This window comes from Pseudomonas fluorescens (assembly GCF_019212185.1).
Lineage (GTDB): Bacteria > Pseudomonadota > Gammaproteobacteria > Pseudomonadales > Pseudomonadaceae > Aquipseudomonas.
Window position 1 is genome coordinate 4,691,769 of record NZ_CP078138.1, and the last position, 19,931, is coordinate 4,711,699.

Sequence of the window (19,931 nt, forward strand, 5' to 3'; positions counted from 1 at the left end):
TTCTATATTCATTTGACTCCCTGAAGCGTTTTGCCTCCCCTTGAGTGCTAACCATGGCCAGGAATGACCCTCTGATCATCTGTGAGCACTGCGATGGCGTGTATGAAAAAGCCACGCTCGCCAAACACCAGACTGCTGTTTGTCAGCGTTGCGGTGGTGTGCTGCAGCGCTACAACGGCTTGACCGTGCAGCAACGCTTGGCGCTGACCTTCACCGCCGGCGTGTTGTGGATTTTCGCCAACTTCTACCCGGTCATGAGCATCAGCCTCAAGGGCCTGAAAAACAGCGCAACCCTCTGGGACTCGGTCGTAGCCCTGAGTCAGGGGCCGATCCTGTTCATTGCCATGGTAGCGGCCATCTCCATCATTATTGCCCCGGCATTCCAGCTGTTGCTGCTGATCTGGGTATTGAGTTTTGCCCTCGCATCGCGTCGCTCACCCGCGTTCAAACTGTGCATGCGCTGGCTGGAAACCTTGCGCCCTTGGAGCATGCTCGAGGTCTGCCTGCTGGGCGCGATGGTCGCGGTATTCAAGCTCGCCGGGCTGTTGGATGTGATTCCCGGTATCGGCCTGTTCGCCCTGGCGGTCCTGAGCCTGTTGCTGATCCGCATCGCGGGACGCGACGTGCGCGAGCTGTGGGACATCCTATGAACGATCTTCCCGAGGCACGCGACCTAAACCTGTGCCTGTGCCACAGCTGCGGCCTGGCCTGCGACATGACAGGCGAACCACATGAGTGCGAACGCTGTGGCGCCCCCCTTCACCGGCGCAAGAGCAATTCGCTGACCCGGACATGGGCCTACCTGTTGGCGGCGTTGGTGTTCTACATTCCGGCCAACCTGTTGCCCGTGATGAATACCAGCATGCTCGGCAGTGGTTCCGACAGCACCATCATTGGCGGTGTGCTGGAATTCTGGGAGCACGGCGCCTGGGACATTGCGCTGATAATTTTCATCGCCAGTATCGCCGTACCCGGCGTCAAATTCGTCGCCCTCAGTTTGCTGCTGATCACCGCGCAACGGGGCAGTTTGTGGGCGCGCAAGGAGCGCTCCAAGCTGTACCGTTTTGTCGAACTGATCGGCTACTGGTCGATGCTCGACGTGATTGTCGTGGCACTGGTGGCTGCACTCGTTAAATTTCAGGCGCTCGGTGATATCGAGCCGCGAGCCGGCATTCTTTTCTTCGGCATGGTGGTGGTGTTCACCATGCTTTCGGCCATGAGCTTCGACCCACGGCTGATTTGGGATACCCGTCAATCAGAGGAGATCATGGATGGAATCGCGAGTCACTGAGGGGCAGCCGCAGCCGGGGTCAGCCAAAATCAAGACCCGTCGCTGGAGTGTGTCGCTGGTCTGGATCGTGCCTATCGTGGCCGTGCTGGTGGGCATTTCCCTGGTGATCCACAACGTGATGCAGCAGGGGCCGGTGATTGTCCTCAACTTCAAGACCGGCCAGGGGCTGACGGCCAACAAGACCGAGGTCAAGTACCGTAACGTGGTCATCGGCCATGTGTCTGACGTCGAACTGAGCGAGGACCAAAAGAGTGTCAATGCCACGGTGAAACTGGCCAAGACTGCCGAGTCGTTCACTCGCAAGGACTCGCAGTTCTGGGTGGTGCGCCCGCGGATTGGCGCCGGTGGCGTCTCGGGGATTGATACCCTACTGTCGGGTGACTTTATTGGCGCCGATGCTGGCCAGTCGAATGACCGCGCGAAACACTTTGTCGGCCTGGAGGCCCCCCCACCGATCACCTATGGCGAACCCGGCAAGCGCTTCATGCTGCACGCCGAAGACCTCGGCTCGCTGGATATCGGCTCGCCGGTGTACTACCGCAAAATTCCAGTCGGCCAGGTGGTCGCCTATGCCCTGGACGCCGATGGCAAAGGGGTGAACATCGAGGTATTCGTCACCTCACCGAACGATGCCTACGTCACCGAAAATACCCGTTTCTGGAACGCCAGTGGCCTGGACATCGACGTCGACGCCAATGGTTTTGCAGTCAAGACCGAATCCCTTTCCGCCCTACTGCTCGGCGGCATCACGTTCCGCGCGCCCGACTATAGCCCCGGAGACAAACCCGCCGCCGAAGACCGGAACTTCGAACTGTTCGAGGATCAGGTGACCGCCCTCGCCCCACCGAATGGCAAGCCACAGTATCTGGCGCTGCGCTTCGACCAGGCCTTGCGCGGTCTCAAGGTGGATGCGCCGGTTGAATTCCAGGGGCTGGAAATCGGTAAAGTGGTGGCGATCAACCTGGACTTCGACGAAAAAACCCGCTCCTTTCCGATCAACGTCGGCATCGTGATTTACCCACAACGCCTCGGCCAGGCCCATCTGAAAATGCTCGCGGCACTCAATCACAACCCCGAGGACGAGCAGGCCGGCATCCGCCTGATCGGCACGTTTATCGAGAACGGTCTGCGTGCCCAGGCACGCAGTGGCAACCTGCTGACCGGCCAGCTGTATATCGCCCTGGAATTCGTGCCCAAAGCGCCGAAAGTGGTGTTCGACGTCAATGCGCGCCCTGTGATGATTCCAACCATACCAGCCAGCCTCGAGCTGTTGCAGGCGCAATTCCAGGCGATGATCGAGAAGATCAACAAGCTGCCGATCGAACGAATTGCCAACAACCTCGACAGCAACCTGACAGAAATGCGCAAGGGCATCAAACAGTTCAGCGGCCAGACCCTGCCAGGTGTACAGAGCACCCTGGAAGATGTCAGCAAAACCCTGCAGTCGGCTAACTCGACGCTCGCCGAAGGTTCGCCACAACGCGAGCAATTGACGGAAACCCTCGACGAATTGGGACGTATGTCGCGTTCTCTGCGTGAGTTGTCGGATTACCTGAGCCGGAATCCGGAATCCTTGTTGCGTGGCCGTCCGGACGACGCCTCGCCAAAAAATCTGCAACCGTCTTCGCGTCGCTGACCACAGGAGCAGGTCCATGTCTTTCCCGTTGAAAGTGTCATTAGTCGGTGCCCTGTTGTTGCTCGCAGCCTGTCGCAGCGATCCGATCCACTATCACACCCTGATCCCCGCCCAACCGGCGGCCGATGCCCAGGGTGGGGCGAACATACAGTTCGAGTTGGTCAGCGTGCCGCCCCAGGTGGACCGGCCGCAGATGGTGATACGCGAAGGCAGCAGTGGCCTGGCGATCCTGGAAACCGAATGGTGGGGGGCAAGTCTGTCGGAAGAACTGCAAAGTGCGCTGGTTGATCAATTGTCGAGCGCGGGCAACGGGCACAAGTGGTTGCTACGGGTCGAGGTGCAGCGCTTTGATACGGTCCCCGGACAGTACGCACTGGTGGATGCGCAATGGCGTTTGCGCAGCGCAGGCAGCGCAGGCAGCGAGGCCAGCGTGCTGACGTGCCGAACGACGGTGCAGACCTCGGCAGGCCCCACCATCGATGATCTGGTGGTGGCACATCAGAACAACGTCAAACGCCTGGCCTCCGCCATACGACAGGCGGCGAGTAGTGCGCGCTGCCCTTGATTGAGCTGGGTATTCATTCAACGCCGCTGCCGGGCGTGTCCGGATTGAACACTTCAGTGGATTTGGGCTCAACCGGCACGCTGGCGGCCAATCCGCCGGCAATTTGTCCGCTGATGTAATTGACGCCAGCCATCACGCCGTTGGTTTCATTTTCCATCAAGCCGAGCCACGCCTTGTCGAAGGCCGCATTCAGGCTCTTGCGCATCTGCGCCTGAGCCTCGGGCCGATCACTCTCGTTGGACATCGCACCAATGCCCAGGGACACCACGGAGATCACCGCGCCTGCTACCCTGCCAACGGCCGCAGCAACCGCACTGGCCACGCTGCGCGAGGCAATTTGCGCTTCCAGACGCTCACTGGCCCGCTTGGCCACTGACGAGATCCCGGCGTCCGACAACCCGGCCCCGGCACCGCTGTTAGAGCTGCGCACCTGCTCCACCAGTGCCAGATAGGCCGGCAGGCGGTTGACCGGCTCGGCATGAACGATCTGATAGAGCGAGGCATTACGTGCGGGCGGTGGCGCCAGGGTGATGGCCGGAATCAGGTTCAGGCGCTGGTCAAACTGGTCCTGGGGGATCGAATACTGCTGCTGTATTTCCAGCAAGTGGGCACTGAGCATTTGCAGGTACAAGATCACTGCATCACCCATGATCACGTTCGGATCGGTGACTTTGGCTACGGGGTCCAGCACACGTTCGTGATATTGCTCCTGCAGGTATATCGCCAGCCGGTTGACCACCGTGTCTGTCTCGCCCTTGGCGCTCATTTTGTACCAGCCGACTTTCACCCCCAGCCACTGCTGCGTCCAGTAGCCGGTAAACCAGGGGATGAAGTCGGTCTCGGTGCGCTGGAAAACCTGCTCACGCCAGCGCTCCATGGCCTTGCGGGTGTAGGCCCTCACGGTTTCCCTTGAGGTCGATGACGCGTTTTCAATGTCCTGGTCGATCCGCTGCCACGTCGCCTCGCTGATCACAATGGGCGCTACGGGCTCACTGCGACGCGCCGTGGAGCATCCGCCGAGAACAACCAACAAGACCATGAACAGGAGACGCAGACTCAAGATCGCAGGCCCTCCAGGATCAGTGAGGCAGCCGACGCCACGCATCAACCCGAACGGGACGCTTGGCAGTTTCGAAGAAGATGCCTGGAGTATAGGCTGGGAAAGGAAGGCTTTTCGGACGCAAAAACAAAACCCCTACCTGCATTCGCAGATAGGGGTTTCGGAATTTAATCTTGACGATGACCTACTCTCACATGGGGAAACCCCACACTACCATCGGCGATGCATCGTTTCACTGCTGAGTTCGGGATGGGATCAGGTGGTTCCAATGCTCTATGGTCGTCAAGAAATTCGGGTACCGAACCGTCTTTCGACGTTTCAGCAAATCGGGTATGTGATCAATTTGTGTGCTGCAAACTTTCGGTGTCTTCGTCTTCATACACCGCAATCTGATGCTCTTTCGAGTAGTCAAATTGCTTGGGTGTTATATGGTCAAGCCTCACGGGCAATTAGTATTGGTTAGCTCAACGCCTCACAGCGCTTACACACCCAACCTATCAACGTCGTAGTCTTCGACGGCCCTTCAGGGAACTCAAGGTTCCAGTGAGATCTCATCTTGAGGCTAGTTTCCCGCTTAGATGCTTTCAGCGGTTATCTATTCCGAACATAGCTACCCGGCAATGCCACTGGCGTGACAACCGGAACACCAGAGGTTCGTCCACTCCGGTCCTCTCGTACTAGGAGCAGCCCCTCTCAAATCTCAAACGTCCACGGCAGATAGGGACCGAACTGTCTCACGACGTTCTAAACCCAGCTCGCGTACCACTTTAAATGGCGAACAGCCATACCCTTGGGACCGGCTTCAGCCCCAGGATGTGATGAGCCGACATCGAGGTGCCAAACACCGCCGTCGATATGAACTCTTGGGCGGTATCAGCCTGTTATCCCCGGAGTACCTTTTATCCGTTGAGCGATGGCCCTTCCATACAGAACCACCGGATCACTAAGACCTACTTTCGTACCTGCTCGACGTGTCTGTCTCGCAGTCAAGCGCGCTTTTGCCTTTATACTCTACGACCGATTTCCGACCGGTCTGAGCGCACCTTCGTACTCCTCCGTTACTCTTTAGGAGGAGACCGCCCCAGTCAAACTACCCACCATACACTGTCCTCGATCCGGATAACGGACCTGAGTTAGAACCTCAAAGTTGCCAGGGTGGTATTTCAAGGATGGCTCCACGCAGACTGGCGTCCACGCTTCAAAGCCTCCCACCTATCCTACACAAGCAAATTCAAAGTCCAGTGCAAAGCTATAGTAAAGGTTCACGGGGTCTTTCCGTCTAGCCGCGGATACACTGCATCTTCACAGCGATTTCAATTTCACTGAGTCTCGGGTGGAGACAGCGCCGCCATCGTTACGCCATTCGTGCAGGTCGGAACTTACCCGACAAGGAATTTCGCTACCTTAGGACCGTTATAGTTACGGCCGCCGTTTACCGGGGCTTCGATCAAGAGCTTCGCGTTAGCTAACCCCATCAATTAACCTTCCGGCACCGGGCAGGCGTCACACCCTATACGTCCACTTTCGTGTTTGCAGAGTGCTGTGTTTTTAATAAACAGTCGCAGCGGCCTGGTATCTTCGACCGGCGTGGGCTTACGTAGCAAGTACTTCACCCTCACCGGCGCACCTTCTCCCGAAGTTACGGTGCCATTTTGCCTAGTTCCTTCACCCGAGTTCTCTCAAGCGCCTTGGTATTCTCTACCCAACCACCTGTGTCGGTTTGGGGTACGGTTCCTGGTTACCTGAAGCTTAGAAGCTTTTCTTGGAAGCATGGCATCAACCACTTCGTCGTCTAAAGACAACTCGTCATCAGCTCTCGGCCTTAGAATCCCGGATTTACCTAAGATTCCAGCCTACCACCTTAAACTTGGACAACCAACGCCAAGCTGGCCTAGCCTTCTCCGTCCCTCCATCGCAATAACCAGAAGTACAGGAATATTAACCTGTTTTCCATCGACTACGCTTTTCAGCCTCGCCTTAGGGACCGACTAACCCTGCGTCGATTAACGTTGCGCAGGAAACCTTGGTCTTTCGGCGTGGGTGTTTTTCACACCCATTGTCGTTACTCATGTCAGCATTCGCACTTCTGATACCTCCAGCAAGCTTCTCAACTCACCTTCACAGGCTTACAGAACGCTCCTCTACCGCATCATCCTAAGATGATACCCGTAGCTTCGGTGTATGGTTTGAGCCCCGTTACATCTTCCGCGCAGGCCGACTCGACTAGTGAGCTATTACGCTTTCTTTAAAGGGTGGCTGCTTCTAAGCCAACCTCCTAGCTGTCTAAGCCTTCCCACATCGTTTCCCACTTAACCATAACTTTGGGACCTTAGCTGACGGTCTGGGTTGTTTCCCTTTTCACGACGGACGTTAGCACCCGCCGTGTGTCTCCCATGCTCGGCACTTGTAGGTATTCGGAGTTTGCATCGGTTTGGTAAGTCGGGATGACCCCCTAGCCGAAACAGTGCTCTACCCCCTACAGTGATACATGAGGCGCTACCTAAATAGCTTTCGAGGAGAACCAGCTATCTCCGAGCTTGATTAGCCTTTCACTCCGATCCACAGGTCATCCGCTAACTTTTCAACGGTAGTCGGTTCGGTCCTCCAGTTAGTGTTACCCAACCTTCAACCTGCCCATGGATAGATCGCCCGGTTTCGGGTCTATTCCCAGCGACTAGACGCCCTATTAAGACTCGCTTTCGCTACGCCTCCCCTATTCGGTTAAGCTCGCCACTGAAAATAAGTCGCTGACCCATTATACAAAAGGTACGCAGTCACCCAACAAAGTGGGCTCCCACTGCTTGTACGCATACGGTTTCAGGATCTATTTCACTCCCCTCTCCGGGGTTCTTTTCGCCTTTCCCTCACGGTACTAGTTCACTATCGGTCAGTCAGTAGTATTTAGCCTTGGAGGATGGTCCCCCCATATTCAGACAAAGTTTCTCGTGCTCCGTCCTACTCGATTTCATGACTAAGAGATTTTCGCGTACAGGGCTATCACCCACTATGGCCGCACTTTCCAGAGCGTTCCGCTAATCTCAAAGCCACTTAAGGGCTAGTCCCCGTTCGCTCGCCACTACTAAGGGAATCTCGGTTGATTTCTTTTCCTCAGGGTACTTAGATGTTTCAGTTCCCCTGGTTCGCCTCTTGCACCTATGTATTCAGTACAAGATAACCATCTTATGATGGCTGGGTTCCCCCATTCAGACATCTCCGGATCAAAGTCTGTTTGCCGACTCCCCGAAGCTTTTCGCAGGCTACCACGTCTTTCATCGCCTCTGACTGCCAAGGCATCCACCGTATGCGCTTCTTCACTTGACCATATAACCCCAAGCAATCTGGTTATACTATGAAGACGACATTCGCCGAAAATTTGCATTTAGAACACAAATTTTACCTTAGCCTGATCCGTTACCAGTGAAAGTAACGTTCAGTCTATCTTTCTATCACATACCCAAATTTTTAAAGAACGATCTAATCAAAGACTAGAAATCAACATTCACCATCACCTCGATGGAATGCTCATTTCTAAGCTTTAAACAGTAGAAGCAGTATGGTGGAGCCAAGCGGGATCGAACCGCTGACCTCCTGCGTGCAAGGCAGGCGCTCTCCCAGCTGAGCTATGGCCCCGTATCGCTACAGGTCTTTCCACACAAAATTGGTGGGTCTGGGCAGATTCGAACTGCCGACCTCACCCTTATCAGGGGTGCGCTCTAACCAACTGAGCTACAGACCCAATTTCGGACTGTTTCTATCGTCTTCTTCAATGAATCAAGCAATTCGTGTGGGAGCTTATGCAGCAGCTGATGTCGTCGATTAAGGAGGTGATCCAGCCGCAGGTTCCCCTACGGCTACCTTGTTACGACTTCACCCCAGTCATGAATCACACCGTGGTAACCGTCCTCCCGAAGGTTAGACTAGCTACTTCTGGTGCAACCCACTCCCATGGTGTGACGGGCGGTGTGTACAAGGCCCGGGAACGTATTCACCGCGACATTCTGATTCGCGATTACTAGCGATTCCGACTTCACGCAGTCGAGTTGCAGACTGCGATCCGGACTACGATCGGTTTTATGGGATTAGCTCCACCTCGCGGCTTGGCAACCCTTTGTACCGACCATTGTAGCACGTGTGTAGCCCAGGCCGTAAGGGCCATGATGACTTGACGTCATCCCCACCTTCCTCCGGTTTGTCACCGGCAGTCTCCTTAGAGTGCCCACCATAACGTGCTGGTAACTAAGGACAAGGGTTGCGCTCGTTACGGGACTTAACCCAACATCTCACGACACGAGCTGACGACAGCCATGCAGCACCTGTCTCAATGTTCCCGAAGGCACCAATCCATCTCTGGAAAGTTCATTGGATGTCAAGGCCTGGTAAGGTTCTTCGCGTTGCTTCGAATTAAACCACATGCTCCACCGCTTGTGCGGGCCCCCGTCAATTCATTTGAGTTTTAACCTTGCGGCCGTACTCCCCAGGCGGTCAACTTAATGCGTTAGCTGCGCCACTAAAATCTCAAGGATTCCAACGGCTAGTTGACATCGTTTACGGCGTGGACTACCAGGGTATCTAATCCTGTTTGCTCCCCACGCTTTCGCACCTCAGTGTCAGTATCAGTCCAGGTGGTCGCCTTCGCCACTGGTGTTCCTTCCTATATCTACGCATTTCACCGCTACACAGGAAATTCCACCACCCTCTACCATACTCTAGCTCGTCAGTTTTGAATGCAGTTCCCAGGTTGAGCCCGGGGCTTTCACATCCAACTTAACGAACCACCTACGCGCGCTTTACGCCCAGTAATTCCGATTAACGCTTGCACCCTCTGTATTACCGCGGCTGCTGGCACAGAGTTAGCCGGTGCTTATTCTGTCGGTAACGTCAAAATTGCAGAGTATTAATCTACAACCCTTCCTCCCAACTTAAAGTGCTTTACAATCCGAAGACCTTCTTCACACACGCGGCATGGCTGGATCAGGCTTTCGCCCATTGTCCAATATTCCCCACTGCTGCCTCCCGTAGGAGTCTGGACCGTGTCTCAGTTCCAGTGTGACTGATCATCCTCTCAGACCAGTTACGGATCGTCGCCTTGGTGAGCCATTACCTCACCAACTAGCTAATCCGACCTAGGCTCATCTGATAGCGCAAGGCCCGAAGGTCCCCTGCTTTCTCCCGTAGGACGTATGCGGTATTAGCGTCCGTTTCCGAACGTTATCCCCCACTACCAGGCAGATTCCTAGGCATTACTCACCCGTCCGCCGCTCTCAAGAGAAGCAAGCTTCTCTCTACCGCTCGACTTGCATGTGTTAGGCCTGCCGCCAGCGTTCAATCTGAGCCATGATCAAACTCTTCAGTTCAAACATCTTTGGGTTTTTAAGAAACCCTAAACTTGGCTCAGCAATCGTTGGTTACATCTTTGATTTCTCGCGGAGTAACTTGTGATGCTGATAATCTTGTTGACTATCAGTCTGACTGCACAAGCACCCACACGAATTGCTTGATTCAGTTGTTAAAGAGCGGTTGGTTAAGATCTTTCGTCTCAACCGAGGCGCGCATTCTACAGCAGCCTCATTTGCTGTCAAGTGATTATTTTCAGAAGTTTTCAGGGAATCCTTAACAACTTCAACCACTTGCGCTTTCGATCTCTCGTCAGCGGGAGGCGAATTCTACAGCGTTACACGCTGCTGTCAACACCTCTTTTTCAACTTCCTTCGCGCCTCGATGACCTGAAACACTGACTGCCGAAAACATCGTAACTCATTGTTTACCAAGGAGTTTTCCGTTTCGACTGCGCCGGAAGTGGGGCGAATTATAGACACATGAAATCTGCCGTCAACTACTAATTTGCTTTTTCTATCATAGAGCCGTCCAGCCTCCAAAAAACGCCCATAAATTAACCATGACAATAAACAATGCGCAGTATATTGCTCATTTCTCATTACTTGAGCATGATGGTGTACACATTTGCTCACATGCCTTTTTGCCGGACGACTCCACGCGATGAATGAACAACCCCGTAGCCTTTCCTCGACCCTGTTTCCGGTAGGCCTGCTATTAATAGCCATGGCATCGATCCAGTCTGGTGCTTCGCTGGCCAAAAGCATGTTTCCGGTGGTCGGCGCCGAGGGCACCACGACGCTGCGGCTGATTTTCGCCAGCGTGATCATGATCCTGCTGCTCCGCCCCTGGAAAGCCAAGCTCACGGCCAAATCCCTGAGAACGGTTGCGGTTTACGGCGTCGCACTGGGCGGCATGAACCTGCTCTTCTATATGTCCCTGCAAACCATCCCGCTGGGCATCGGCGTGGCACTGGAGTTCACCGGACCATTGGCAGTGGCGATCTACGCCTCGCGTAAGGCTATCGACTTTCTGTGGATCGCCCTGGCGATCGTTGGCTTGCTGCTGCTGATCCCCACCGGAGCAAGCAGTGCGCAGGTCGACCTGACGGGAGCAGGTTACGCCCTGGGCGCTGGCGTGTGCTGGGCACTTTATATTCTGTTCGGCCAGAAGGCTGGTGCAGATAACGGGGTTCAGACGGCTGCACTTGGGGTCATGATTGCGGCGTTATTTGTCACACCGTTCGGCGTTGCCCACGCAGGCACCGCCCTGCTGACGACCTCGCTAATTCCCGTGGCGCTGGGCGTAGCCGTGCTGTCGACTGCCCTGCCCTATACCCTGGAGATGATTGCCCTGACCCGTATGCCGGCGCGCACCTTCGGCACCTTAATGAGTGTCGAACCCGCCATTGCAGCCATGTCCGGCTTGCTGTTCCTGCAGGAATACCTGTCTTTCGCGCAGTGGATGGCAATCAGTTGCATCATCCTCGCGTCAGTCGGTGCAACCTTGACCATGGGTCGGGACGCCAAGCCCATCGTGGCAACTGACTGAGAAACATTCCTACAAAGGTCTGGCATTTATCCCGCAATTGCGCCATGTTTAGCCGCCACTCGACATTTAACACGGACAGTTCGCTCAGGGAACTTACACCCAATAAGGCAAAAGCGTAGGCTTTCAGGCTCGGTAGCCAGACCCGAGACCGCAATAGGGAAAGGAATGAAACGATTTTTGGTATTAATAGCTGTACTTGCCATCGCAGGATGCGCTGCAACGTCCAAAACCGAAGTCAAACGCGGCAAAAAAGGCCTGCACATCAATTGCTCCGGCCTTTCCTCCTCCTGGGAGCAATGCACCGCTACCGCGGTCAAGGCATGCGGCCCCAAGGGATATAAGGTAGTCGCCAAGTCAGGTGACGGCGTAGAAGACCCGGGTGACTACCCTTTCGGCCTGAATCCCGCCGGCTATACCAGTCGCAGTATGATTATCATCTGCAAGTAACCCGATGATTCACGACTCGGCGATCTGCCGCCCAATCTCCACGTAGCTCGATTGAAGGACGTGCTGCTGGATTTGTGGATTGACCAGCATTCGCGCAACCACCAAAGCCCCCACGCATTGCGACAGGATGGCCCAGGCCAGAGTGTCGCTTTCCAAAATACTCGCCCAGTTCTCGTGCAAGCGGCAGATCCACTGTTCGGCCTGTTGTCGAACCTCGATATCGGCGCGAGCAATTTCTGCGCCCAACGCGGGCAGCGCACAGCCGTCTGCGGCCTGTTCAACGTGGCTCATGCTCAAATAATGCTTGAGACATCGCTCGAGCCTGGCTCGGCTCAACTCCCCGTCACCACTCAAGCGCTCAAGGCTCTGACTCAACTCACGCTCGACGATTGCGGCAAACAGCTCATCTTTCGATGAGAAATGACTATAGAACGCCCCACCGCTGAGGCCGATAGCCTTCATCAACCCGTCGACCCCAACCGTCGCAAAGCCCGCCCTTTTGGCCGAATGGGAACTGCTCTCCAGCAATTTTTCCCGGGTTTCCATTTTATGGTTGGCTGAGTAGCGCATGACTGCCCCTGAAATCGATCGTCTTGACGTTACACCGAGCGTAGCATAACGTTCGTTTAGTTAACGACCGTTTACTAAAGAGCAATGACAATGACTATCGCTACTAACAACAAGAAAGTCGTATTGGTTGTCGGTGCAGGTGATGCCACCGGAGGTGCGATTGCCAAGCGTTTCGCCCGTGAAGGACTGGTCGCCTGCGTAACGCGGCGCAGCGCCGACAAGCTTCAGCCGCTGGTGGACACGATCAACGCCAGCGGCGGCGAAGCCCACGGCTTTGCCTGCGATGCGCGCAAGGAAGAAGAGGTCGTCGCCCTGATCGAACAGATCGAAACCCAAATCGGCCCGATCGAAGCCATGGTGTTCAACATCGGTGCCAACGTCCCCTGCAGCATCCTCGAAGAAACCGCGCGCAAATACTTCAAGATTTGGGAAATGGCTTGCTTCTCGGGCTTCCTCAATGCCCGCGAAGTGGCCAAGCGCATGGTCACCCGACAACGCGGCAGCATCCTGTTTACCGGTGCGACCGCTGGTCTGCGCGGCGCTTCGGGCTTTGCCGCGTTTGCTGGCGCCAAGCACGGTATCCGCGCATTGGCCCAGAGCATGGCGCGGGAACTGGGGCCGATGAACATTCATGTCGCCCACGTGGTGGTTGACGGTGCCATCGATACTGACTTCATTCGCCAGAGCTTCCCGGAAAAATATGCGCTCAAGGACCAGGATGGCATTCTCGATCCCGAACATATCGCCGAGAATTACTGGTACCTGCACACCCAGCCGCGGGATGCCTGGACTTTCGAACTGGATCTGCGGCCCTGGAATGAGCGCTGGTAAGCCTGACTGCCCATAACAATAAACAGAGCGCATCGACTATGACTAAAAGCGTGGAGTTCTTCTTCGACCTTGGCAGCCCGGCGACTTACCTGGCTTATACCCAATTACCGGGAATTTGCGAGCAAACCGATAGCGAATTGATTTACCGACCGATGTTACTGGGAGGGGTGTTCAAGGCCACCGGAAACGCCTCACCCGCGACCATTGCGGCCAAGGGGCACTACATGTTCGTGGACCTGAGTCGTTACGCCAATCGCTATGGCGTCGCCTTTCGCCTCAATCCGAATTTTCCGATCAATACCCTGCTGCTGATGCGTGCTGTCACCGGCATGCAGATGCACCACCCCGAGCGCTTCCTGGACTTTATCGACTGCCTGTTTCAAGCACTCTGGGTCGATGGCAGAAACCTCAATGACCCGGCAGTCGTGGCGCTGGTATTGGCCGAACGCGGCTTCGATCCACAATCGGTGCTGGCATTGACCGCCGACGAAGCGGTCAAAAAAACGCTCAAGACCTGCACCGAGCAAGCCATTCAACGAGGAGTGTTTGGCGCACCGAGCATGTTCGTCGATGACCAGTTGTATTTCGGCCAGGATCGATTGGACTTTGTCCGCGAGGCATTGCGCTAGCACGCGGCAACGCGCCATTGCCGACACCGGCAATGGCGCGTATTTCTGCTAGATCGGGGCGGTCCGGGTGTTCAGCCACTCCAACGCGGCAGCATCCAGCAACGGGCTCAAGCGTCGACGCACTTCGGCGTGATAACCGTTGAACCACTCACGCTCGTTTAACGTCAGCAGCGTGACGTCCAGACAACGGGTGTCGATCGGGCACAGGGTCAGGGTTTCGAACTCAAGGAACTCACCAAACTCGCTGCTCCCCGCCTCGCGGTTCAATACGAGGTTCTCGATGCGCACGCCCCAACGCCCGGGACGATAGGTCCCCGGCTCAATGGAAGTGATCATCCCGGGTTGCATCGCTGTTTGCGGCGCGGGGGCAGCCTGATAGGCAATCACCTGCGGGCCTTCATGCACATTCAGGAAGTAACCGACGCCATGCCCGGTGCCATGCCCGTAGTCCACGCTTTCGGCCCAGATTGGCGCGCGAGCAATCGCGTCGAGCAAGGGTGACAGGATGCCCCGCGGAAAGCGCGCACGCGACAGCGCAATCACACCCTTGAGGACTCGCGTGCAATCGCGCTTCTGCTCCACGGTCGGTGTGCCAATCGGCACCATCCGGGTGATATCGGTGGTGCCGCCCAGGTACTGGCCACCGGAGTCGATCAACAGTAGCCCGTCGCCCTCGATGACAGCGTGTTCTTCTTGCGTTGCATGGTAATGCGGCATTGCTCCATTGGCGTTGTACGCGGCAATGGTGTTGAAACTCAGCGAAACATAACCCGGACGCCGGGTACGCGCCGCCGTCAGGTGCTCATCAATGGTCAATTCAGTGATGCGCTCACGGCCCAGCGCACTGTCGAGCCAGGTGAAGAATTCGCACAGGGCCGCGCCATCCTGCTCCATGGCCTGACGGATGTGTTCGGCATCGGCCAGGCTTTTCTGCGACTTGGCCAAGGTGCTCGGGTTCAGCCCCTCGACCAACTTCACGCCACCGCCGACGTGAGCCAGTAATCCGGCAGTGACTCGCGCCGGATCGATCTGCAGGCTTGCAGCGCTTGGCACCGCCGCCAATGCCTGCGCCACTTCGGTGTAATCGCGCAGGGTAACCCCGTCCTGTTCTAGGACTTTGCGCAGGGACGCATCGACCTTGCCCAGCGCCACGAACAAGGTTGCCTGCTCCTGGCTGATCAGGGCAAAGGACACAAACACCGGGTTGAACGATACGTCGCCGCCGCGCAGGTTGAATAACCAGGCGATGTCGTCCAGGGTGGCGATGAAATGCCAATCGGCACCGCGCGCCTTCAGGGTTTCACGTAGCTTAGTGAGCTTTTCGCCGCGGCTGACCGTGGCCTCTGGCGGCAAGTGTTGATAGATCGGCTGATTTGGCAGGCTCGGACGATCACTCCAGACTGCATTGAGCAGGTCGATGTCGGTGCGCAAGCGGGCACCGCGCTCCTCCAGCTTGCCACCCAGGGTTCGCGCCGCAGCCACGGCCATCACTGCACCGTCCACCGCCACCACAGCGCCTTCGGGAGTTTGTTCGGCCAGCCAGTCCAGGGGGCCTGGCTGACCCGGTTGCAGCTTGACCAACTCGATCCCGCTGCCCTTGAGTTCCTTGCTCGCCTGCTCCCAGTATCGACTGTCAGCCCAGACACCGGCGAAGTCGGCAGTCACGATCAGGGTCCCGACCGAGCCATGAAAGCCCGACAGCCACTGACGTCCCTGCCAATAGGCCGGCAGATACTCCGATAAATGCGGATCGGCGGACGGCACCAGCAATGCGTGAATGCCTTCCCGGCGCATCAACTCGCGGACGTGGGCCAGGCGCTGCGGAACCGTTCCCTGGGTCAAAGGCTGCGTACTCATCATGTCTCCTGCTAACCACTGGAATATCGTTACAAGGCGCTGACTCGTGGTCGACGCCTCAGGGTTGGGGAGTAGCCCAAAACGCCGGTGGACTGGCGAGCGCTGTCTTGATCAACTGGGCCACCTGATCGATGTCCTGCTCGGTGGTGAAGCGTCCCAGGCTCAGGCGGATCGTCCGTCCTGCGTTGCGGGCATCAAGGCCAAGCGCCAGGAGCACATGGGAAGGCGCATTGCTCGCGGAGTTGCAGGCCGAGGTCGCCGAGAACGCAATGGACGCGCTGAGTGCCTGGCCGTTGAACTCACCTTCCCTGAAGGTCAGGCTCAGGGTATGGGGAATGCGCTGTGTTGCGCTGCCATTCAGGCAGCACCCGGCGATTGCGCCAAGTTGTTTAAGCAAACGGCTGCGCAGGCGGACAATAGTCGCCGCTTCTTCGGCAAAATGCTCGGCCGCCAAGGCAAAGGCCGCCCCCATCGCCGCAATCTGATGGGTCGCCAGGGTTCCGGAGCGCAAACCGCCCTCATGCCCACCGCCGTGGATTTGTGCCTGCAGGCGCTGCTCGGCCCGCGGTCCGACGTACAACGCGCCGATACCCTTGGGACCATAGAGCTTGTGGGCTGAAAACGACATCAGGTCCACTGGCCACTCGGTCAGGTTGATCGCCACTTTGCCCGCCCCCTGCGCCGCATCGACATGGAACAACGCCCCATGTTCACGGACTGTCTGGCCGATGGCGGGTATATCGTTGAGCGTGCCGAGTTCGTTATTGACCAACATGACCGAGACCAGGAAGGTGTCTTCGCGCAGCGCCTCGCTGACTGCCTGCGCCGTGACAAGCCCTTCGGCATCCGGCAGCAGGTAAGTGACCTCGATCCCGCTGTCCTGCAATTGCCGGGCGGTGTCGAGGATGGCCTTGTGTTCGATCTGGCTGGTAACAATGTGTCCGCCGCCACAGCCTCGGGCCTGGGCAACCCCCTTGAGGGCCAGGTTATTGGATTCGGTGGCGCCGGATGTCCAGACGATCTGCTGCGCTTGCGCGCCTACCAGGTCGGCGACTTGCTGTCGGGCCAGCTCGACCGAACGCCTGGCCTGCTGGCCAAACGCATGGGAACTGGATGCCGGGTTGCCGAAGTTACCGTTAAATCCCAGGCACTCAACCATGACCTGAATGACCCGCTCATCCACAGGCGTCGTGGCGGCGTAGTCGAAATATAAAGGACGATTATTCATAAAAGGCTCGCAGAGCGGGTTCCCGGATCATCGGCTCTGGAATGAATCTGCGTCACATCACGCCTGAAAAGGCGGCGGATCACAGAAGAATTCAGCAATGCCTGATCGGATGCAGTTAAAGAAAGACAACTTCATTTAAAAGTGCGTAGGAACGCTCCTGAAGTTCAGCTTAACAGGCATCGGACTCCGGGTTGAAGCACTCGTCAACCGAAGCTTTCATGCAGCATAGGGTACAGCGACGCAACCAACAGCAAGGCCATGCCCCAGTTAAACAGACGCAGCCAGCGGCGATCGCGCAGGACATTGCGCAACAGGCTGCCACAGACCACCCAGACACCGACACTGGGCAGGTTGATCAAAGCAAATACCCCCGCAATCACGATCACATTGGTGAAATAACCCTGCAGCGGGGTGTAGGTGCTGATGGCACCAATGGCCATGATCCAAGCCTTCGGATTGACCCATTGAAAGGCCGCCGCGCCCAGGTAACTGATAGGTTTAGCCTGGCCGTCCGCGGAATCCGAGACCGGCCCGGAATGGGCGATCTTCCATGCCAGGTACAACAAATAGCTCGCACCCACGACGCGCAGCACGTTGTACAGCACAGGATAGCTTTGAAAGACCGCGCCCAGGCCAAAGCCGACGGCCAGCACCAGGATGAAAAAACCGCAGGTAATGCCGAGCATGTGGGGAATGGTGCGGTTGAACCCGAAATTGACACCGGACGCCAGCAGCATGGTGTTGTTCGGTCCGGGAGTGATCGACGTCACCAGCGCAAACAGGGCAAAGCCCAGCAGTAAATCCAGGGAGAGGGTCATGGTGCGATTCCATCAGGGCAGTCAGATATTGACCCTATCGCAGCCCCTGTGCGAAGCCCACGCACAGTTGGGGAAAACTTCGAGCGGTACAGTCACTCAGCTGGCGCGCCCCTGCAGCACTCGGCCGCGCTCGGCGTTCATCTCGCCCTGTTGGTCGAAGCCATAGTTTTTACGCGGCTCGCCGAGCAGCTCGGCTTTTTTCGCCTGGTACTCATCAAAGGACAGGCCACGACGGTTAAGCGCTTCCAGAGATAGCTCACGTTGTTCCGCGGCCGTGTAGGGGCGCAGTTCCGGGGCGGGATGGCTGGCACAACCGGCAAGCACCGTTACGACGCTGAGCAGCGAGAGAGCAAGAAGAGTGTTCATCGAAAAGGTCCTGTGAGCGGCGCTGGGCAATGGACACAGGCTACTCGTGGACCTCACGGGAGAAAAATCATCGCGCTCGATAGTCGTTATCGGCGTTTTAACCGATTCAACTCACCAGACTGCAGTGCAGGGCATTGTCCTCACTGCGTTCAATACTGCGCAGGACCTGGAAGCTGCCGAAGGTGACGCCTTTGGCCTGGTGAGCCCGGATCAATTGCCAGAAATCCCGCTCGCCACTCTCTATCCCCTGAAAAGCCGCTTCTCCAGCTTCACGCGATTGCCATTGCAGATAGTTGAGCACCCGCCGGCCATCGTCGCTGGCCTGCACACTGGCACTGAGAAACCCTTGACTATGCTGCGCCAGATGCTCGGTCTGCGCCGACAACGCCAGCACTAAAGCGTGCTGTTGATCAGGTTCGACATCAAATTCGATCAATTGAGTGAAACTGCGATTTTTTTCCAGCGATTGCATGAGGATTCCCCCTGGCGCGTCGATCGCAACTTGCGAGTTGAAGGCGGGCAGGATAAAACCTCCAGTTAAGTAAAGGTCAAGCGACAAACGAGATGATTGAAAAAGAAAACCTGCACAAGGAACTCAGTGTCGGGCAATTGGCCGAGCGCAGTGGCGTGGCGGTTACCGCCCTGCACTTCTATGAGTCCAAGGGGCTGATCCACAGCAATCGCAACCAGGGCAATCAGCGACGCTATCCGCGCGAAGTGCTGCGCCGGGTGGCGTTGATCAAGGTGGCGCAGCGCCTGGGCATTCCCCTTGCAGAAATCGGCGAGGCGCTCAAGTCCCTTCCCAACCATCGCGCGCCGAATGCCGCGGACTGGAAGCTGCTGTCGGAAAAGTGGGGCAATGATCTGGATGAGCGCATCCGGCAATTGACCTTGCTGCGCAGCAAGCTCAATGGCTGCATCGGCTGTGGCTGCCTGTCGATGGAAGCCTGTCCACTGCGTAACTACGCCGATGTACTCGGCGAACAGGGCTCCGGGGCGCAACTGCTCAAGCCCGAGACTTGAACATGACCAAACGGCACTTTGATGGCACTTTCTGCACCCCGTCGGGCACATCTATGGGCGGGTGAGGCTGGCTTATAGTGAGTTGACCGCACACCGCCCTGCTACGTCCCGCCCAATAAAGGAGAACGGTCATGAGCGTCAAACCCATTCCCGACGGTTTCCAGTGCATCACCCCCTACCTCGGCATCGCCAAGGCCGCCGAAGCCATCGAGTTCTACAAGAAAGCCTTCGGCGCGACCGAAGTCATGCGCCTGTCAATGCCGGACGGAACCGTCGGCCATGCTGAGCTGCGGATCGGCGGCTTCCCCATCATGCTGGGCACGCCATGCGATCAAGGCCCACTGCGCAATCCGGATGCGTCGCCATCCGTCGGGCTACATCTTTATGTCGCAGATGTCGATAAAAGCTACCTCCAGGCAATCAACGCCGGTGGCACTGTCGTTTCAGAGGTCAAGGACCAATTCTACGGCGACCGCTCGGGCACCTTGAAAGACCCCTATGGGCACCTGTGGTTTCTCGCCACCCACAAGGAAGAGCTGACTCAGGCGCAGATCGAAGAGCGGGCCAAGGACATGTTCAAGCCTCAATAATAAAACTCCCCATAGAAGCTCGGCCTTACACGCACCAGTGCAGGCCGACGGGGCCTCTGCGCGCCCCCTCCAGCTTTCTGAAAGCCATTTAGAAACATTTGGTTTCATCTTAATTTTCGGGTTTTTTGATTCTCA

Annotated in this window: 17 protein-coding genes, 2 tRNA genes and 3 rRNA genes; 10 read left to right on the forward strand and 12 right to left on the reverse strand. The window is 56.8% G+C overall.

Annotated features, from left to right (window positions below):
• Positions 1–53: 53 nt before the first annotated feature.
• The 4 genes from KW062_RS20790 to KW062_RS20805 are packed head-to-tail and all read left to right on the forward strand — an operon-like array spanning position 54 to position 3,492.
• Positions 54–650: a paraquat-inducible protein A gene (locus KW062_RS20790; protein WP_105754471.1), complete on the forward strand. Its 597-nt coding sequence runs from the start codon at positions 54–56 to the stop codon at positions 648–650.
• Entirely contained in the window at positions 647–1,291 is a 645-nt protein-coding gene (locus tag KW062_RS20795) for a paraquat-inducible protein A (protein ID WP_033866079.1), read from the forward strand. Before KW062_RS20790 ends, KW062_RS20795 begins: the two co-directional genes overlap by 4 nt.
• Positions 1,272–2,927, forward strand: a complete 1,656-nt coding sequence (locus KW062_RS20800) for a PqiB family protein (RefSeq protein WP_105754470.1) — start codon at positions 1,272–1,274, stop codon at positions 2,925–2,927. The genes KW062_RS20795 and KW062_RS20800 overlap by 20 nt, the downstream gene beginning before the upstream one ends.
• A 16-nt stretch (positions 2,928–2,943) precedes the next feature.
• Positions 2,944–3,492, forward strand: a complete 549-nt coding sequence (locus KW062_RS20805) for a PqiC family protein (RefSeq protein WP_105754469.1) — start codon at positions 2,944–2,946, stop codon at positions 3,490–3,492.
• Between the two features lie 13 nt (positions 3,493–3,505).
• On the opposite strand, the gene KW062_RS20810 is transcribed toward KW062_RS20805, so the two are convergent.
• The 6 genes from KW062_RS20810 to KW062_RS20835 all read right to left on the reverse strand — a co-directional run bounded on the left by KW062_RS20810 (position 3,506) and on the right by KW062_RS20835 (position 9,906).
• Positions 3,506–4,552 (reverse strand): hypothetical protein, encoded by a 1,047-nt coding sequence (locus KW062_RS20810; protein ID WP_105754468.1) that lies wholly within the window; start codon positions 4,550–4,552, stop codon positions 3,506–3,508.
• 171 nt (positions 4,553–4,723) lie between these two features.
• Positions 4,724–4,839, reverse strand: a 5S ribosomal RNA gene (gene rrf, locus KW062_RS20815).
• A gap of 141 nt (positions 4,840–4,980) precedes the next feature.
• Positions 4,981–7,873: ribosomal RNA gene (locus tag KW062_RS20820) — 23S ribosomal RNA — on the reverse strand.
• A 233-nt stretch (positions 7,874–8,106) separates the two neighbouring features.
• Positions 8,107–8,182: transfer RNA gene (locus KW062_RS20825), tRNA-Ala, on the reverse strand.
• A gap of 29 nt (positions 8,183–8,211) precedes the next feature.
• A tRNA-Ile gene (locus KW062_RS20830) sits at positions 8,212–8,288 on the reverse strand.
• A gap of 81 nt (positions 8,289–8,369) precedes the next feature.
• Positions 8,370–9,906, reverse strand: a 16S ribosomal RNA gene (locus KW062_RS20835).
• The 16S, 23S and 5S rRNA genes sit together here with 2 tRNA genes alongside, the layout of an rRNA operon.
• 643 nt (positions 9,907–10,549) lie before the next feature.
• Between KW062_RS20835 and rhtA the strand changes: the two genes are divergently transcribed.
• The gene (gene rhtA, locus KW062_RS20840; protein ID WP_027620245.1) at positions 10,550–11,437 is read left to right on the forward strand and encodes a threonine/homoserine exporter RhtA; all 888 of its coding nucleotides are present in this window, start codon (positions 10,550–10,552) and stop codon (positions 11,435–11,437) included.
• 165 nt (positions 11,438–11,602) lie between these two features.
• The gene (locus tag KW062_RS20845) at positions 11,603–11,884 is read left to right on the forward strand and encodes a hypothetical protein (protein ID WP_105753738.1); all 282 of its coding nucleotides are present in this window, start codon (positions 11,603–11,605) and stop codon (positions 11,882–11,884) included.
• A 9-nt stretch (positions 11,885–11,893) separates the two neighbouring features.
• On the opposite strand, the gene KW062_RS20850 is transcribed toward KW062_RS20845, so the two are convergent.
• Positions 11,894–12,454 carry a TetR/AcrR family transcriptional regulator gene (locus tag KW062_RS20850; protein WP_027620244.1) on the reverse strand — a complete coding sequence of 187 codons (561 nt, stop codon included), beginning with the start codon at positions 12,452–12,454 and terminating at the stop codon, positions 11,894–11,896.
• Positions 12,455–12,544: 90 nt separating this feature from the next.
• On the opposite strand from KW062_RS20850, the gene KW062_RS20855 reads away from it, so the two are divergent.
• Both KW062_RS20855 and KW062_RS20860 read left to right on the forward strand, forming a co-directional pair.
• Positions 12,545–13,285: an SDR family oxidoreductase gene (locus tag KW062_RS20855; protein ID WP_105753739.1), complete on the forward strand. Its 741-nt coding sequence runs from the start codon at positions 12,545–12,547 to the stop codon at positions 13,283–13,285.
• Positions 13,286–13,323: 38 nt separating this feature from the next.
• Positions 13,324–13,914: a 2-hydroxychromene-2-carboxylate isomerase gene (locus KW062_RS20860; RefSeq protein WP_105753740.1), complete on the forward strand. Its 591-nt coding sequence runs from the start codon at positions 13,324–13,326 to the stop codon at positions 13,912–13,914.
• A gap of 48 nt (positions 13,915–13,962) precedes the next feature.
• Here KW062_RS20860 and KW062_RS20865 read toward each other — a convergent pair whose 3' ends face one another.
• The 5 genes from KW062_RS20865 to KW062_RS20885 all read right to left on the reverse strand — a co-directional run bounded on the left by KW062_RS20865 (position 13,963) and on the right by KW062_RS20885 (position 18,655).
• Positions 13,963–15,771: an aminopeptidase P family protein gene (locus KW062_RS20865; protein ID WP_105753741.1), complete on the reverse strand. Its 1,809-nt coding sequence runs from the start codon at positions 15,769–15,771 to the stop codon at positions 13,963–13,965.
• A 58-nt stretch (positions 15,772–15,829) separates the two neighbouring features.
• Positions 15,830–16,999: an aminotransferase class V-fold PLP-dependent enzyme gene (locus KW062_RS20870; RefSeq protein ID WP_105753742.1), complete on the reverse strand. Its 1,170-nt coding sequence runs from the start codon at positions 16,997–16,999 to the stop codon at positions 15,830–15,832.
• Between the two features lie 203 nt (positions 17,000–17,202).
• Positions 17,203–17,817, reverse strand: coding sequence for a LysE family translocator (locus KW062_RS20875; RefSeq protein ID WP_105753743.1), 615 nt, complete (start codon positions 17,815–17,817; stop codon positions 17,203–17,205).
• Between the two features lie 96 nt (positions 17,818–17,913).
• Positions 17,914–18,183, reverse strand: coding sequence for a hypothetical protein (locus KW062_RS20880; protein ID WP_027620238.1), 270 nt, complete (start codon positions 18,181–18,183; stop codon positions 17,914–17,916).
• A 106-nt stretch (positions 18,184–18,289) separates the two neighbouring features.
• On the reverse strand, positions 18,290–18,655 hold the full coding sequence (locus KW062_RS20885; protein ID WP_105753744.1) for an antibiotic biosynthesis monooxygenase: 366 nt from the start codon (positions 18,653–18,655) through the stop codon (positions 18,290–18,292).
• A 92-nt stretch (positions 18,656–18,747) separates the two neighbouring features.
• Here KW062_RS20885 and soxR point away from each other — a divergent pair, with 92 nt between their 5' ends.
• Together soxR and KW062_RS20895 are read left to right on the forward strand one after the other, a co-directional pair.
• Positions 18,748–19,206 (forward strand): redox-sensitive transcriptional activator SoxR, encoded by a 459-nt coding sequence (soxR, locus tag KW062_RS20890; RefSeq protein ID WP_027620236.1) that lies wholly within the window; start codon positions 18,748–18,750, stop codon positions 19,204–19,206.
• Between the two features lie 131 nt (positions 19,207–19,337).
• The gene (locus tag KW062_RS20895; protein WP_027620235.1) at positions 19,338–19,796 is read left to right on the forward strand and encodes a VOC family protein; all 459 of its coding nucleotides are present in this window, start codon (positions 19,338–19,340) and stop codon (positions 19,794–19,796) included.
• Positions 19,797–19,931 lie beyond the last annotated feature (135 nt).

Bases quoted from the DNA above. Each gene is read 5' to 3' on its own strand.
- KW062_RS20865 (WP_105753741.1), bottom strand. From the start codon at position 15,771: ATGAGTACGCAGCCTTTGACCCAGGGAACGGTTCCGCAGCGCCTGGCC.
- KW062_RS20885 (WP_105753744.1), bottom strand. From the start codon at position 18,655: ATGCAATCGCTGGAAAAAAATCGCAGTTTCACTCAATTGATCGAATTT.
- KW062_RS20870 (WP_105753742.1), bottom strand. From the start codon at position 16,999: ATGAATAATCGTCCTTTATATTTCGACTACGCCGCCACGACGCCTGTG.
- KW062_RS20880 (WP_027620238.1), bottom strand. From the start codon at position 18,183: ATGAACACTCTTCTTGCTCTCTCGCTGCTCAGCGTCGTAACGGTGCTT.
- KW062_RS20845 (WP_105753738.1), top strand. From the start codon at position 11,603: ATGAAACGATTTTTGGTATTAATAGCTGTACTTGCCATCGCAGGATGC.
- KW062_RS20795 (WP_033866079.1), top strand. From the start codon at position 647: ATGAACGATCTTCCCGAGGCACGCGACCTAAACCTGTGCCTGTGCCAC.
- rhtA (WP_027620245.1), top strand. From the start codon at position 10,550: ATGAATGAACAACCCCGTAGCCTTTCCTCGACCCTGTTTCCGGTAGGC.
- soxR (WP_027620236.1), top strand. From the start codon at position 18,748: ATGATTGAAAAAGAAAACCTGCACAAGGAACTCAGTGTCGGGCAATTG.
- KW062_RS20805 (WP_105754469.1), top strand. From the start codon at position 2,944: ATGTCTTTCCCGTTGAAAGTGTCATTAGTCGGTGCCCTGTTGTTGCTC.
- KW062_RS20850 (WP_027620244.1), bottom strand. From the start codon at position 12,454: ATGCGCTACTCAGCCAACCATAAAATGGAAACCCGGGAAAAATTGCTG.
- KW062_RS20875 (WP_105753743.1), bottom strand. From the start codon at position 17,817: ATGACCCTCTCCCTGGATTTACTGCTGGGCTTTGCCCTGTTTGCGCTG.
- KW062_RS20790 (WP_105754471.1), top strand. From the start codon at position 54: ATGGCCAGGAATGACCCTCTGATCATCTGTGAGCACTGCGATGGCGTG.
- KW062_RS20855 (WP_105753739.1), top strand. From the start codon at position 12,545: ATGACTATCGCTACTAACAACAAGAAAGTCGTATTGGTTGTCGGTGCA.
- KW062_RS20860 (WP_105753740.1), top strand. From the start codon at position 13,324: ATGACTAAAAGCGTGGAGTTCTTCTTCGACCTTGGCAGCCCGGCGACT.
- KW062_RS20800 (WP_105754470.1), top strand. From the start codon at position 1,272: ATGGAATCGCGAGTCACTGAGGGGCAGCCGCAGCCGGGGTCAGCCAAA.
- KW062_RS20895 (WP_027620235.1), top strand. From the start codon at position 19,338: ATGAGCGTCAAACCCATTCCCGACGGTTTCCAGTGCATCACCCCCTAC.